Source organism: Bradyrhizobium sp. CCBAU 51753, from assembly GCF_015291565.1.
GTDB lineage: Bacteria > Pseudomonadota > Alphaproteobacteria > Rhizobiales > Xanthobacteraceae > Bradyrhizobium > Bradyrhizobium ivorense.
Genome location: NZ_CP030037.1, coordinates 4,203,307 through 4,216,287 on the forward strand (window position 1 = coordinate 4,203,307; position 12,981 = coordinate 4,216,287).

At 65.9% G+C, this 12,981-nt stretch carries 13 protein-coding genes and 1 pseudogene; 8 read left to right on the top strand and 6 right to left on the bottom strand.

Annotated features, from left to right (window positions below; translation table 11 throughout):
• Positions 1-1,437 (bottom strand): MFS transporter, encoded by a 1,437-nt coding sequence (locus XH93_RS18835; RefSeq protein WP_194474702.1) that lies wholly within the window; start codon positions 1,435-1,437, stop codon positions 1-3.
• A gap of 87 nt (positions 1,438-1,524) precedes the next feature.
• On the opposite strand from XH93_RS18835, the gene XH93_RS18840 reads away from it, so the two are divergent.
• Positions 1,525-2,430: a LysR family transcriptional regulator gene (locus tag XH93_RS18840; RefSeq protein ID WP_194474703.1), complete on the top strand. Its 906-nt coding sequence runs from the start codon at positions 1,525-1,527 to the stop codon at positions 2,428-2,430.
• Between the two features lies 1 nt (position 2,431).
• Here the strand turns inward: XH93_RS18840 and XH93_RS18845 are convergent, their stop codons facing one another.
• Positions 2,432-3,328: a LysR family transcriptional regulator gene (locus XH93_RS18845; protein ID WP_194474704.1), complete on the bottom strand. Its 897-nt coding sequence runs from the start codon at positions 3,326-3,328 to the stop codon at positions 2,432-2,434.
• A gap of 239 nt (positions 3,329-3,567) precedes the next feature.
• On the opposite strand from XH93_RS18845, the gene XH93_RS18850 reads away from it, so the two are divergent.
• Entirely contained in the window at positions 3,568-5,082 is a 1,515-nt protein-coding gene (locus XH93_RS18850; protein ID WP_194474705.1) for an MFS transporter, read from the top strand.
• Positions 5,083-5,094: 12 nt separating this feature from the next.
• On the opposite strand, the gene XH93_RS18855 is transcribed toward XH93_RS18850, so the two are convergent.
• Complete coding sequence (locus XH93_RS18855; protein WP_194475226.1) at positions 5,095-5,499, bottom strand: cupin domain-containing protein; 405 nt, start codon at positions 5,497-5,499, stop codon at positions 5,095-5,097.
• 110 nt (positions 5,500-5,609) lie between these two features.
• On the bottom strand, positions 5,610-6,011 hold the full coding sequence (locus tag XH93_RS18860; RefSeq protein ID WP_194474706.1) for an Ohr family peroxiredoxin: 402 nt from the start codon (positions 6,009-6,011) through the stop codon (positions 5,610-5,612).
• Between the two features lie 148 nt (positions 6,012-6,159).
• On the opposite strand from XH93_RS18860, the gene XH93_RS18865 reads away from it, so the two are divergent.
• Together XH93_RS18865 and XH93_RS18870 are read left to right on the top strand one after the other, a co-directional pair.
• Positions 6,160-6,621 (top strand): MarR family winged helix-turn-helix transcriptional regulator, encoded by a 462-nt coding sequence (locus XH93_RS18865; protein WP_246799663.1) that lies wholly within the window; start codon positions 6,160-6,162, stop codon positions 6,619-6,621.
• A gap of 75 nt (positions 6,622-6,696) precedes the next feature.
• Positions 6,697-7,248, top strand: coding sequence for a carboxymuconolactone decarboxylase family protein (locus tag XH93_RS18870; RefSeq protein ID WP_194474708.1), 552 nt, complete (start codon positions 6,697-6,699; stop codon positions 7,246-7,248).
• An 8-nt stretch (positions 7,249-7,256) separates the two neighbouring features.
• Here XH93_RS18870 and XH93_RS18875 read toward each other — a convergent pair.
• Positions 7,257-7,780: pseudogene (locus tag XH93_RS18875) on the bottom strand (AAA family ATPase).
• A 261-nt stretch (positions 7,781-8,041) separates the two neighbouring features.
• Positions 8,042-9,382 carry an RtcB family protein gene (locus tag XH93_RS18880; RefSeq protein WP_194474709.1) on the bottom strand — a complete coding sequence of 447 codons (1,341 nt, stop codon included), beginning with the start codon at positions 9,380-9,382 and terminating at the stop codon, positions 8,042-8,044.
• A gap of 350 nt (positions 9,383-9,732) precedes the next feature.
• On the opposite strand from XH93_RS18880, the gene XH93_RS18885 reads away from it, so the two are divergent.
• The 4 genes from XH93_RS18885 to XH93_RS18900 are packed head-to-tail and all read left to right on the top strand — an operon-like array spanning position 9,733 to position 12,777.
• The gene (locus XH93_RS18885; RefSeq protein WP_194475556.1) at positions 9,733-10,026 is read left to right on the top strand and encodes a hypothetical protein; all 294 of its coding nucleotides are present in this window, start codon (positions 9,733-9,735) and stop codon (positions 10,024-10,026) included.
• Positions 10,027-10,036: 10 nt separating this feature from the next.
• Entirely contained in the window at positions 10,037-10,867 is an 831-nt protein-coding gene (locus XH93_RS18890; RefSeq protein WP_246799664.1) for a DUF2167 domain-containing protein, read from the top strand.
• A complete protein-coding gene (locus XH93_RS18895; RefSeq protein ID WP_194474710.1) occupies positions 10,864-11,589 on the top strand; it encodes a site-2 protease family protein in 726 nt (241 codons plus the stop codon). The genes XH93_RS18890 and XH93_RS18895 overlap by 4 nt, the downstream gene beginning before the upstream one ends.
• 21 nt (positions 11,590-11,610) lie before the next feature.
• On the top strand, positions 11,611-12,777 hold the full coding sequence (locus tag XH93_RS18900; protein ID WP_194474711.1) for a substrate-binding protein: 1,167 nt from the start codon (positions 11,611-11,613) through the stop codon (positions 12,775-12,777).
• Positions 12,778-12,981: the final 204 nt, after the last annotated feature.

A 12,981-nucleotide genomic window follows, 5' to 3' on the forward strand; every position in this document is an offset into this window, starting at 1 on the left:
TCACGCTGCCGCCGGCTCGCGCGGCAGCCACAGCGACAGCCAGCCGCCGAGCGCCAGCAGCGCGACGTTGCAGCCGAGCGCGATCGTGAAGGCATGCGCGTAATCGGCGGCGTCCGGCCGCGGCCCGAGCAGGCTGTAGAAGATGCCGCCGATGATGGCGACGCCGAGCGCAGCGCCGACCTGGAAGGTCGAGATCATCATGCCCGATGCCAGCCCGGCATGGCGCGGATCGATGCTGCTGATCACGGCCTTGATCACCGAGGGCATCACGGTACCAAAACCCAAGCCGCCGCAGACGAGGCCGAGTTCGAGGCCTTGCGGAAGCGCGCCGCCGACAGCACACATCACCGTGCCGAAGCCGATCACCTGGAGCGCAAAGCCCAGCGTCAGGGCGCGGACGCCGAGCCACTGCATGACGTAGGACGACAGCAGCGAGGCGACAAAGAAGCCGGTGGCGAAGGGCAGGGTGGCGAGGCCGGCGGCGAGCGGGGTCTGATGCAGGCCGCTTTGCAGGTACACCGCGAACGTCAAATAGAACGACGACAGCATGTAGAAGGCGAGCGCCATCACCAGCCCGATCACGAAATCGCTGTTGCGCAACAGATGCAGCGCGACCAGCGGGTCGCCGCCGCGCGCGGCGAGGCGCGCCTCGAAGCGGACGAAGGCCGCGAGCGTCAGCGGCGAGGCCAGCAGCATCGCGACGATCCAGAACGGCCAGCCGGATTCGCGGCCCTCGATCAGCGGATAGACCAAAAGGCCGAGCGTCAGCGACAGCAGGATGACGCCACCAATATCGAGCCGCTGCGCATGCGCGGCGCGCGTCTCGGTCATGAACAGCATGCCGCCGATGAGCGCGGCGAGGCCGATCGGCACATTGATCAGGAAGATTGCCTGCCAGGCGAGGCCGAACGGATGCGCCGACACCAGCACGCCGCCGAGCAACTGGCCGCAGATGTTGGCCAGGCCAAAGGTCGCGCCGTAGAAGCCGAGCGCGCGGCCTTGCTCGGCGGCGGGAAACAGCACGCGGATCGAGGCCAGCACCTGCGGCGCCATCACCGTCGCGGTGAGGCCCTGCAGGATGCGGCCGGCGACCAGCAAGGTGGGCGACCAGGCGATGCCGCATAGCACGGAGGCGATAGTGAAGCCGGCGACGCCGGTCAGGAACATGCGCCGCCGCCCCAAGAGATCGCCGAGCCGGCCGCCGGTGATCAGGAACACGGCGTAGGTCGCGGCATAGGCCGAGATCACGAACTGCACCTCGCCGGCGCTGGCGCCGAGATTTTCGCGGATGGCCGGCAGCGCGAGGTTGACGACGTTGAAGTCGAGGATCGGCAGGAAGGCGCCGGTGAGCAGCACCGGCAGCGCCAGCCAGCGCCGCGGATCCGCCGCCGCGCGAGCATCGTGGAATTGCAATGTCTCGGTGGTCTCGCTCGTCACGTGCCGCTTCCTCCGCTGATAGGGAGGAAGATGGCCTGTCGATTTGTGGTAAGATATTATCCAGTATTGCCAACAGAGTTTGCAAAAATGCAAAGTTCGCTCGACTGGAATGATCTTCGTCTCGTGCTGGCGATTACCCGCGAGGCCAGCCTGTCGGGGGCGGCGCGCCGGCTCGGCGTGACGCATTCGACGGTGTTTCGCCGCCTCGGCGCGATCGAAAAAGCGATCGGAACGCGGCTGTTCGAACGCTACCGCGACGGCTATGCGCCGACGCCGGCCGGCGAGAGCGCGGCGGCGTCCGCGGCCCGTCTTGAGGACGAGGTGCTGGCGCTGGAGCGCAAGCTCGCGGGGCAGGATCTGAAGCCGTCTGGCACGGTCCGGATCACGACGACCGACACGCTCGGCGCGGTGTTGATGCGGCATCTGCCGGCGCTGCGCGCCGCGCATCCGGACATTCACCCGGAAATCGTGATCTCGAACGCGATGGCCAACCTGACGCGCCGCGAGGCCGAGATCGCGATCCGGCCGACGCCGGCACCATCAGAGCTTTTGGTGGGACGGCGCGTTGCCGACATCACCCACGCGGTCTACGGATCGCGCGCCTATCTCGCGCGGCATGACGGCAAGGACTTTTCCGCGCACGACTGGATCGGCCTCGACGATGCGCTGGCGGGGACGGTGATCGCCGGCTGGATGCGCGAGCATCTGCGCGCCGCGCGTGTCACCTGCCGCGTCGACGCGTTGCCGGCGTTGCGCGATGCCGCCGCCGCGGGACTCGGGCTGGCGCTGCTGCCGTGCTATGTCGGCGACCTCGCGCCCGGGCTGCGCCGTATCGCGCCGAAGCCGCTGGCCGAGCCGCGATCGGCGCTGTGGCTCTTGACGCATGACGACCTCAAGCGCACCGCGCGCATCCGCGCCACGCTCGACTTTCTCGCCAAGGCGCTGGCGTCGGAGCGCGCGCTGTTCGAGGGAAAGCGGTCCGCGCAGCGCTAGATCAGGATTCGAGAGTCGCAGCTGCAGGCTCCACCCTTGCCGCGTTCGCCGGCCTGCGGTGATGCTCGCGAAAGGCGCTGACCAGCGCCTTCAGCGTCGCGCGGGACCTTGCGTCCGACAGCGCCGACAGCAGCACGATCTCGGATGGCGGCAAAGCGGGCAGGCCGAACCGCTTGCTGACTTCGATTGTGCCCGCGGGGGCGAGCCGGCGCGAAAACACCGAGGTGGCGAGGCCGGCCGCGACCGCGTCGGCCACAGCAAAGGACGCGCAGCCCAAAAACGCCTCGGTCCAGGGAATTCCCGCCGCGGCGAGCGCGCGCGTTGCGATGTTGAGCACGCCGCAGGACGGCGAGGAGGCGGCGAGCCGCAGCGGCTCGCCTGCGCGATGCACGAAGTCCGGCGTCGCTAACCAGCCGTAATCGTCGGTCGCCAGCACTTCGCCGTCGCGGCGATCGTCCTCGCGGCGGATGATCGCGGCATCGATGTCGCCGTGGTCAAAACCGGCGAGCAGATCGCGAGAGTCCTCGAGCCGCACCTCGATGGTGAGCGCCGGATCGTGCGCGTGCAGCCGCGTCAGCAGGGTCGGCAGCTCCGCGCCGCCGACATGGTTGGCGATGCCGAGCGCGAAGCGGCGGCGCGCCGGGGATAGTCCGGCGATTGCGCGATCATGCGCGGCGAGCAGCTCGCGCGCCGGCGCCAAGAACGCGGCGCCTTGCGCCGACAGGCGGACCAGCCGCGGCGTCCGTTCGAGCAGCCTTTGGCCGATCTGGTTTTCCAGCCGCTTCAGCTTGACGCTGATCGCGCCCTGCGTGCTGCCGAGCGCTTCGGCGGCGCGGGTAAAACTCTTGAGGTCGGCGATGGTCACAAATGCCTTCACGGCATCGACGTCGAGGGTCATGGCATTGATCCGGATTTGTTGTCTCTGAAATATCTAGTCATCCAATTCACCAATGCTCAAGCCGCGACTAGCTTGCATGGTGAAGCGCTGCGGCCACCCGATCGGTCCACCCGATCGTCCACCCGATTCCTGGCAACGCAGCCTCAATACATCGTGAGTCGACCACACCAACGCTGCTGCCAGCACCCTGGCAACAGCGTGCGGTATGCCGTCGGCTTGCCACAGCAAAAGGCCGAACCATGTCAACTGAGCTGAGCCGTCGCGGCGCCGTCGTGCTGTCCGCCGTCTGTCTTGCGTGTCTGATGTTTGGGTTGGAGATTTCCAGCATCCCCGCGATCCTGCCGACGCTGGAGCGGGTATTGCATGCCGACTTCAAGGATTTGCAGTGGATCATGAACGCCTACACCATCGCCGTCACCACGGTGCTGATGGCGATCGGAACGGTGGCGGACCGCTTTGGCCGCAAGCGCGTGTTCCTCGTCGCCATCGCGGCATTCGGGATCACCTCGCTCTTGTGCGGCATTGCGCGCGATGTCGAGACGCTGATCATCGCCCGCTTCCTGCAGGGGCTAAGCGGCGGCGCGCTGTTGATCTGCCAGATCGCGGTGCTCTCGCATGAATTCCAGGGCGGGCGGCTGCGCGCCACAGCCTGGGGCTGGTGGGGCGTGATCTTCGGCATCGGCCTCGGGTTCGGGCCGATCATCGGCGGCGCGGTGGTCGCGGTCGCGAGCTGGGAATGGGTGTTCCTGGTCCATGTGCTGTTCGCGGCGGTGGCCTTCGCGCTGACGATCGGCGGCGTGCACGAATCCAGCGACCCGAAGGCGAGCTCGCTCGACGTCGCCGGCATCGTGACGATGTCGCTCGCGGTGTTCTGCCTTGCCTTCTACATCACGCAAGGGCCGGACCTCGGCTTTGCCAGCGTGAGGGGGCTTGCGATCCTCGGCGTTTCCGCCGCGAGTTTTATCGCGTTCCTGGTCGCCGAGAAAGTCAGCCGGCGGCCGATGTTCGACTTCTCGGTGTTCCGGATTTCCGCCTTCTCCGGCGCGATCGTCGGCTCGGCCGCGATGAACCTCAGCTACTGGCCGTTCATGATCTATCTGCCGATCTGGTTTCACGCCGGCCTCGGCTATGACAGCGTCTCCGCCGGCCTGGCGCTGCTCGCCTACACGCTGCCGACCTTGGTGATGCCGCCGTTCGCCGAGCGGCTGTCGCTGCGTTACCAGCCGGGGCTCATCATTCCGGCCGGACTGTTCACGATCGGCGCCGGCTTTCTGTTGATGAAGTTCGGCAGCGCCACGGCACAGCCGGATTGGGCGACCATGCTGCCGGGCTGCCTGATCGCCGGCATTGGCCTTGGCATCACCAACACGCCGGTGACCAACACCACGACGGGCTCGGTCTCGAGCGACCGCGCCGGCATGGCGTCGGGCATCGACATGAGCGCGCGGATGGTTTCGCTTGCGGTCAACATCGCGCTGATGGGATTCATCCTGGCGAGCGGCGTGCTGGCGCATCTCAAATCGGTGCTGCCGGGCTTCGACCTTGCGCAGCTGCGCCGGATTGCCGAACGGGTCGCGGCCGGCGACCTCGCCTCCGCGCCGGACCTGCCGGGTCAGATCGTGCATCAGGCGCTGGCGAGCGGCTTCGGCTGGGTGATGCTCTATGGCGGGGTCGGCGTCTGGATCATGGCCGCGCTCAGCTTTGCGATCTTCAACGCGCGGCCGGTGCGTCAGACCGTGCAGTGCACGAAGTGAGGCGAGGGCGCTTCACTTCGCCAGCGTCAGCAGCGGCTTGTCCTTCTCGACGATATAGGTCGCAAGCTCGCTTGCGGTGACGTTGCCGACGTTCTTCGCGGCATGGATCGTCCCGGCAGGAATGAACAGCACGTCGCCGGCCTTCAACGTCGCCGGCGGCCTGCCTTCGACGGTGTATTCGAAGGTGCCGGCGAGCACATAGATGATCTCCTCGCCCGGATGGCTGTGCCGGCCGAACGCCTTGCCCGGCGCGATGTCGACACGCACCTGCACCGCCTCACGGCCAGGCGCGCTGAGTTCGTGACGCTGCAGGTCGGTGCGCGTGATGCCCGCCGGCTGCTGCGCCTCGGCGGTGGGGATGGTGAGGAGGCTTGCGACAATTACGCCCGCCCTTGCGAGGACGCGCGTTGCCTTCATCATCGTACTGGTCATCTCGAATGTCCTCGGTTGTCCCGATCGCGGACCGGGCCGAGATGCGGCCGGTCCGGATCGGAGCACGGGTTTGGTGTCGTAAGTCGTCGCGTGGTTCAGACGAGGGTGGTCGTGACGTCGATGTTGCCGTGGACCGCCTTGGAGTAGGGGCAGATGCCGTGCGCGGCCTCGATCAGCTCCTGCGCCACCGCGCGGTCGACGCCGGGGACGCGGACGTTGAGGCGCGCGCTCAGGAAGTAGGCGCTGCCGGCCTGGTTCAGATCGATCTCGGCGTCGACCTCGGGCTCGCTCGGCAGCTTCACCTTGCGCTGGCCGGCGGCGAGCTGGATCGCGCCGATGTAGCAGGCCGACCAGGCGGCGCCGAACAGGTTTTCGGCGGCCGGGTGCGGCTGCGCCAGCTTGACGTCGACGAAGCCGTCTTGCGAACGGGCGGCGCCGTTCGGGCCGGCGGTGACGTGGGTCTTTCCGGTGACGAGAACTTTTGCGGTGGCGGTCATGGCGAGCTCCTTTTTGATGAAGATAGATCGTATCCGATCTAATCGGATGCGCTGTGAAATAATCCGGTCGACAGGCGCTGTCAAGCACTTCCGATTTAATCGGATACGATTTATATTGCCCCAGACTTCACAAACTCCGGAGACGCCCGTGACCCGCCCCCAGAAGACCGATCCCAAAGGCCGAAAACTCTCGAATTTCCTGTGCTTTGCGGTCTATTCCGCCAATCTGGCGTTCGGCCGCGCCTACAAGCCGATCCTGGACAAGGTCGGACTGACCTACACCCAGTACATCGCAATGATCGCGCTGTCGGAGGCCGACGACCAGACCGTCAGCGAACTCGGCGAAAAACTGTTCCTGGAATCCAATACGTTGACGCCGATCCTCAAGAAGCTGGAGCAGTCGGGCTACATCCGCCGCGCCCGCGATCCCGCCGACGAGCGGCAGGTGCGGGTCTCCCTGACGCCGGCCGGGCGGCGCCTGCTCGAGCAGGATCTCGGTGGCTCCCTGCGGGACGCCACCGGGCTCGGCGACGAGTTTCCGGTGGTGCAGAAGAGCGTCGCCCGGCTGCGCGACAATCTCTTGCGCAACACGCAGGGCGCAACGAAGTAGGACCGCAGGTTGCTTGCTCCGGATCGCCGACGAGGGCAGGCTCGGTCAGTTCAATTCCGTTCCAGGGTGAAATCAATGTCACGCGTGTCGATCAAGACGAGAGCCGACCTGTCATCCGACCTGCAGCCGCTGTGGGACAAGATGACGACCTATGGCGCATTCGAGAACCAGGCCGGCGTGATGGCGCAGCGTCCGCCGATCTTCAAGCACACGTGGTCGCTGCTGGTCGATCTCGCCGACGAGGCCGTGCTGTCGAAGCGGCATCTCGAGCTCGCGCTGGTGACGGTGTCGCTGCTCAACAAATGTGATTACTGCGTGTCGCACCATGCGCCGAAACTCGCGGTGCAGGGCGTCTCGGAGGAGGGTGCCGAGCGCCTGCTCGACTACAAGGATCACCCCGAGCTCGATGCGCTCGACAAGCTCGTGGTCGAATATGCGATCGCCGTCACCAACAACTGGAACAAGACGCGCGACGAAATTTTTGCGCGCCTGCGCGAGCATTTTTCGGAAGCGCAGATCGTCGAGCTGACCTGGCGGATCGCGCTGTGCGGCGCCTTCAACCGTTTCAACGACATCCTGCAGCTCGACGTCGAGGCGGGCGTCCCGCAGCGTGAGGCCGCGGAGTAATGGTTCGATCAGGGCGGCGGCGTGCCGTTGCCCGCGAGGGTGGCCAGCACGAAGTCTGCGCGCGCTGAGGGCGACGTCTTCGGCAGGCTGATGACATCGTAGCCGAGCGCCGGCAGCGTCTCCATCAGCCGCTGATACTCGGCGGGCGCCGTCTCGAAACCGTGCCGGCGGGCCATGGCGGCGCCATGAACACGCGCCTGTGGTAGCGCGTCGCGCACAGCGGCCGCAGCACCGGCTCGCCCGTCAACGCCTCCAGCGCGGAGGCGGCATCGACCAGGCCGCGATCGAAGAACACCCATCCGGAGTGCGCCTTGGCCGAGCCCATGTCGCCCAACGCGACGTCGATGGCGCGACGCAGGAAAGCCGCAGGATCGATCCAGGGCATGGCCTTGCCACCCGACGCCAGTTCATCGGCGATGATGCGCCGGCCCGGCTCCTCCACAACGCGATAGCCGCGTGCGCGCAGTTCGGCCAGCAGCGTCGACTTGCCGCCGCCGGAGCAGCCCGAGATCAGGACGAAGCGGTTTTGCAATCAAGTGTCCTTGAGTTGAGAGGAGGCGGCGAGGCGCGTACGCCTCGCCTAGAGCATGATGACATTAGGTTAGGTTGGAGCGGCAGCGAAGGTTCACCTCTCCCTTGGGAGAGGTCGGCGCGTAGCGCCGGGTGAGGGGTCAAGGTCTCTCATTAGAGCTGCGGCCCCTCACCCGATTTGCTGCGCAAATCGACCCCTCCCCGTCGGGGAGAGGTGGACCGAGCCCGCGGTCAATCCGATTCGACCTAACTTCATCCCGTTCTAGTCCTTGAACGGATCGAACTCGCCTTCACCCGCCATCGCCACCGCGAACGGCCGCAGCGTGTGCAGCACCTTCACCGTGCCGGCGTGCCGGGCGAGCACGTCGGGCAGGCGCCGATAGGCCATCGGGCTTTCATCGAGATCGGCGCCAACCAGCGTGACGCCGCGCTCGTTCAGCCAGCGGTCCATCTCCTCACGCGTGAAGCGGCGCTTGGCTTCCTTGCGGCCGAACAGCCGCCCGGCGCCGTGCACGGTCGAGTAGAGCGAGGCCTTGGCCTCCGGACTGTCGACGCCCTCGAGAATGACGGCGTCATCGCCCATCGATCCGCCGACAAATCCCCGCTGACCGGGGAAGGCCGGCGTCGCGCCCTTGCGCACCACCCACAGATCCTTCCCGCCATGGGTTTCACGCCAGGCGTAGTTGTGGTGGTTGTGCACGGCGTCGGTGAGCTTGCCGCCGATGATCTGGCGCACCCGCTCCACGACCCACTCGCGGCCCGCATAGGCATAGCGCCCGGCGAGCTGCATCGCGGCGATGTAGCGGCGCCCGAGCTCGGAGTCCTCGTCGACGATCGCGGGCGGGACGTTCATGCCGTCCTTGCCCCCGGCCGCCTTGAGGTAGCGGGTCGCGCTGGTGTGGCCGAGCCCGCGGCTGCCGAAGTGGACGCCGATCCAGACGAAGCCGGCCTCGTCGCGCATCAGGTCGACATAGTGGTTGCCGGAGCCGACAGTGCCGAGCTGGCCGACCGCCTTCTGCCGGTACGCCTCCATGTCGCTTTCGCGCCAGGCATCGCCATCGTCGAACAGCGTGTGCTCGACCTTCTCGACATTCTTTCGGCCGATGCCGAACGAGATCACCTTGGCCACGTCCCGGATGATGGTCGGAACCGTCGCCGCGATGTCGTCGAAGCGCACGTCGAGCCGCGCCGCCATGTTGCCGCAGCCGATGTCGAAGCCGACGCCGGAGATGCTGATCTGCTTCTCGTAGGCGATCACGCCGCCGACCGGCTGGGCGTAGCCGAGATGGCCGTCCGCGCAGATCACGCCGGACACGACGTTGCCGACCGCCATGCAGTTACGCATCTGCGCGATGGTCGCATCGTCATGCTCGCCGAACACCTTGAGCGGCGCGTTCTTGAAGCGCTCTTCCTGCGGACGCAGCATCGCGATCTCGGCTGAGGCCGCCTCGGTTTCGCGCGCGAGCTGCTCCTTGCGGGCGGCATCGCGATACAGGCACCAGGCCGGCTGGCCACGGCCTTCGCCGACCCGGGAATCCGGATCGATGCCCGCGGCGAGGCAGAGTTCGCGGGCGCGCTCCTGGTAGGGATCAGGTCTTCGCATCGTCTTGTTTCCTGCTGCAACTGCAAGAGCGATGGGCGGCCCTTGCAGTCTGTTCCAGATCGTGTTCGCCGCAAAGTCGACCTGGCCGCGCGGGGGCAACAAAAAACCCTCCGAAGCGGCTGGGCTCGGGAGGGTCCGTGGATACGGATGTTCGATCCGCTTAAGCGAGACCGCTCCCATCAACCGGGCGTGCATGGACGTTCGGACGCAGACAAATCGATAGTCCGCCGATCCGTTCGTATTCGTGCTGTTGCGGGTTCAGTCTCATCGGTTCGCTCGCATTCATTCGCGAGTATCGGGTTCGCGAGGGCCGCCGACATACGCCTGCAACCTCTGAATGTCAAGCAGGGATGGATGAGCAGCTCTGGCGATCGCGCCGGGGAATGCTCGTGTGCACGACAATTCCGCCCGGTGCGGGGGCACCGGAACAACCTTTCCGCATGATTGATGCCTTGGGAAAAACTGCGATATGCCGTGTAATTGATCGGTCAATACTGCTATTTAAGGTTGTTGCCGAGAATCGTTCGATTCATTTCCGCTTTTGCGAGGGTGCCGGTGCGAAAGGTATTTTTCATTGCGGCCGTCATGCTGGCGGCCCTGTTGGTGCCGCCATCGGCATTCGCCCAGTCGTCGCCGCCGAGTGAAGCCGCGCGAATGGCGGAGCTGACGGCCGCCTGGCAGGCTGCCAGCCAGGCCGGCACCGCGGGACCTGCGGACGTCACGCTGATCGACCAGGCCCATCTCAAGCTGCCGGCGAACTATTTCTTTGTGCCGAAGGCGGAGGGAACGCGCGTGTTGCGGGCGCTCGGCAACGTCGTCCACGATGCGACCTTCATTGGCCTGGTGGTTGGAACACGTCAGAACGACGAGTGGATGGTCGTGATCCGCTACGTCAAGGAAGGCTACATCAAGGATGACGACGCCAAGAACTGGAACGCCGACGAGCTCCTGAGCAACATCAAGGAGGGGATGGAAGAAGCCAACAAGGATCGTGTTGCACGCGGCTTTGCCGAGCTCGAGGTGATCGGTTGGATCCAGCCGCCGGCCTATGATGCTGCAAACCATCGCCTGGTTTGGTCGATGCTGGGCAAGAACAAGGGCCGGCCGGAAAACGAGCCCAGGGTGGTCAATTTCAACACCTACGCGCTGGGACGCGACGGCTATTTCAGCCTGAACCTGCTGTCGGCGTCCGACCGCATTGCCGCTGAGAAGCCGGTCGCGCAAGAGCTGCTTGGCGATCTCTCCTATAACGGCGGCAAGCGCTACGAGGACTTCAGCGCCAGCACGGATCGCGTCGCCGCCTACGGCCTTGCCGCGCTGATCGGTGGCGTTGCCGCCAAGAAGCTCGGCCTGTTCGCGATCGTGATCGCCTTCGTGCTGAAGTTCGCCAAGGTGTTCCTGCTCGGGGCGGCGGCGGTCGGCGCCGGCCTGATGAAGTTCTTTCGCCGCAAGCCGCGCGTCGATCCCGGCGGTGGCCCGGCGTGAAGGCCTTACTGGTTCTGCTGCTCTCCGGCCTGAAATGGGGCAAGCTCGCCACCACTGGCGGCAGCATGCTGCTGTCGCTGGCGCTCTACGCGACGATATGGGGCTGGCGCTACGCGGCGGGCTTCATTGCGCTGCTGTTTGCGCATGAGATGGGCCACTACGTCGCGGCACGGCAGCGCGGCCTCGATGTCGGGGCGCCGGCCTTCATCCCCTTCATGGGCGCCTTCATCGCGCTGAAGGAGCGGCCGGCGGATGTCGAGACCGAGGCCTATGTCGCGATCGCAGGTCCGGTGGTCGGGACGATCGCCGCGCTGGCGGTGTATTGGTGGGCGAGGTCGGTGGACAGCGGGCTCCTGCTCGCGATCGCCTATTCGGGCCTGTTCCTCAATCTGTTCAACCTGCTGCCGATCTCGCCACTCGACGGCGGCAGGGTGACGGCGGTGCTCAGCCCGCGGATCTGGTTCGCCGGTGTGCCGATCCTGCTGGCCCTGATGCTCTACCGGCCGAGCCCGATGCTTTTGATCGTGGCGATTCTGGCGGTGCCGCAGCTCATTCAGGCCTGGCGGTACGATCCGCACGCTCCCGAGAACGTCGCCTATTATGGCGTGCCCCTGCAGACCAAGCTCGAATATGGTGCTGCCTATCTGGGGCTTGCGGCTCTGCTGGCGATCATGAGCTACGACGTCCACGAGATGCTGGGCCATACCGTTCGTCCGATCTGACGAACCGAAAGGAAGACGCGCATGCGGCGCCGATCGATTTGCTGTTTCATGTTCGCGCTGCTGCTCTGTTTCGCGGCCGTTCGCCCTTCCGTCGCCGCCGAACCGGCCGAGCCGATCCGCATCGGTGCCGTCCTGCCGTTCTCCGGCGGCGTCGAGCTTTATGGCCAGCAGGCAAAACTTGGGCTCGATCTCGCCGCGGCCGAGATCAACGCGGCCGGCGGCATTTTGGGCCGGCCGGTCAAACTGATCTATGCCGACGACAAGACCAACCCCGATGCCGCAGCGGACGCGATGCGGTCGCTGGTCGAAAAGGATGGCGCGCTGGCGGTGGTCGGTCCGATCACCTCGCGCAATCTGAATGCGCTGGTGCCGCTCGCCGAAAGTTTCAAGACGCCGCTGCTCTACGCCACCAATTACGAGGGCGGCAAATGCAGCCGCTATCTGTTCGCGTTCGGCGCGGTGCCGAACCAGGAGCTCGGGCAATTGTTGCCCTACATGACCCAGACTTTCGGCAACAGCTATTTCCAGCTCGGCGCCGACCGGGTCTGGCCGCACCAGATGTTCGACATCGCGCAGCCGCTGATCGAGCAGCTCGGCGGCAAGGTGGTCGGCACCAAATATACGCTGGGGACCGAGACTGACTTCTCGCCGATCATCAAGGACGTCGCGGCGAGCAAGGCCAAGGTGCTGCTGTTTGCGCTGAAGGGCGACGGCATGGATTTCATCCGCCAGGCCGACGATGCGGGACTGCTGAAGGACATCACGGTCGCCTTCCTCGGATTGTCGGAGGTCGATCTCGGCATTTTCCGCGGCAAGGGCCAGAACATGGTCGCCGTGGTGCCGGCGGTCGCGGCGAGCGAAGATCCCGCCGTCAAGGCGTTTGTCGCAAGGGCCCGCGCCGCGGCGGGGCCCGACGTCGCGGTGTCGAACTATGTGATGACGCACTACAACACCCTGATCGCGCTCAAGGCGGCGGCCGAGAAGGCCGGCAAGCTCGACAAGGAGGCGATCATCGACGCCATGGCGGGCCTCGCCATTCCGTCGCCGACCGGCCCGGCGACGATCGGCCACGATCATCACGTGGCGATGAGCATGTTCATCGCAAAGACAGAGGGCACGGATCTCGTCCAGGTCCGCGCGCTCGGCGCGATCACGCCGCAGCCCGGCTGCAAGCCGGCCGACCGCTAGATTCTTGGCTGACCGGCAGGCCGCGGACTTCGCCCGCTTGCGGGGAAGAGAGGGGTAGCGTGATTTCGGGATAGTAGAATAATACCGCTGAGTTGCCGGCGGGCTACTTTGCATGGGGTTGTTTTTCGGCATTTGGCCTCACGCCCCTGCGACGGCTGCCGACGCCCGCGGCAATGCTCGCAAAAAAGTGAGCGGAAACCAAAA

Bases quoted from the DNA above. Each gene is read 5' to 3' on its own strand.
- XH93_RS18890 (WP_246799664.1), top strand. From the start codon at position 10,037: ATGGCGGAGCTGACGGCCGCCTGGCAGGCTGCCAGCCAGGCCGGCACC.
- XH93_RS18855 (WP_194475226.1), bottom strand. From the start codon at position 5,499: ATGAAGGCAACGCGCGTCCTCGCAAGGGCGGGCGTAATTGTCGCAAGC.
- XH93_RS18880 (WP_194474709.1), bottom strand. From the start codon at position 9,382: ATGCGAAGACCTGATCCCTACCAGGAGCGCGCCCGCGAACTCTGCCTC.
- XH93_RS18870 (WP_194474708.1), top strand. From the start codon at position 6,697: ATGTCACGCGTGTCGATCAAGACGAGAGCCGACCTGTCATCCGACCTG.
- XH93_RS18900 (WP_194474711.1), top strand. From the start codon at position 11,611: ATGCGGCGCCGATCGATTTGCTGTTTCATGTTCGCGCTGCTGCTCTGT.
- XH93_RS18845 (WP_194474704.1), bottom strand. From the start codon at position 3,328: ATGACCCTCGACGTCGATGCCGTGAAGGCATTTGTGACCATCGCCGAC.
- XH93_RS18860 (WP_194474706.1), bottom strand. From the start codon at position 6,011: ATGACCGCCACCGCAAAAGTTCTCGTCACCGGAAAGACCCACGTCACC.
- XH93_RS18840 (WP_194474703.1), top strand. From the start codon at position 1,525: ATGCAAAGTTCGCTCGACTGGAATGATCTTCGTCTCGTGCTGGCGATT.
- XH93_RS18885 (WP_194475556.1), top strand. From the start codon at position 9,733: ATGGATGAGCAGCTCTGGCGATCGCGCCGGGGAATGCTCGTGTGCACG.
- XH93_RS18850 (WP_194474705.1), top strand. From the start codon at position 3,568: ATGTCAACTGAGCTGAGCCGTCGCGGCGCCGTCGTGCTGTCCGCCGTC.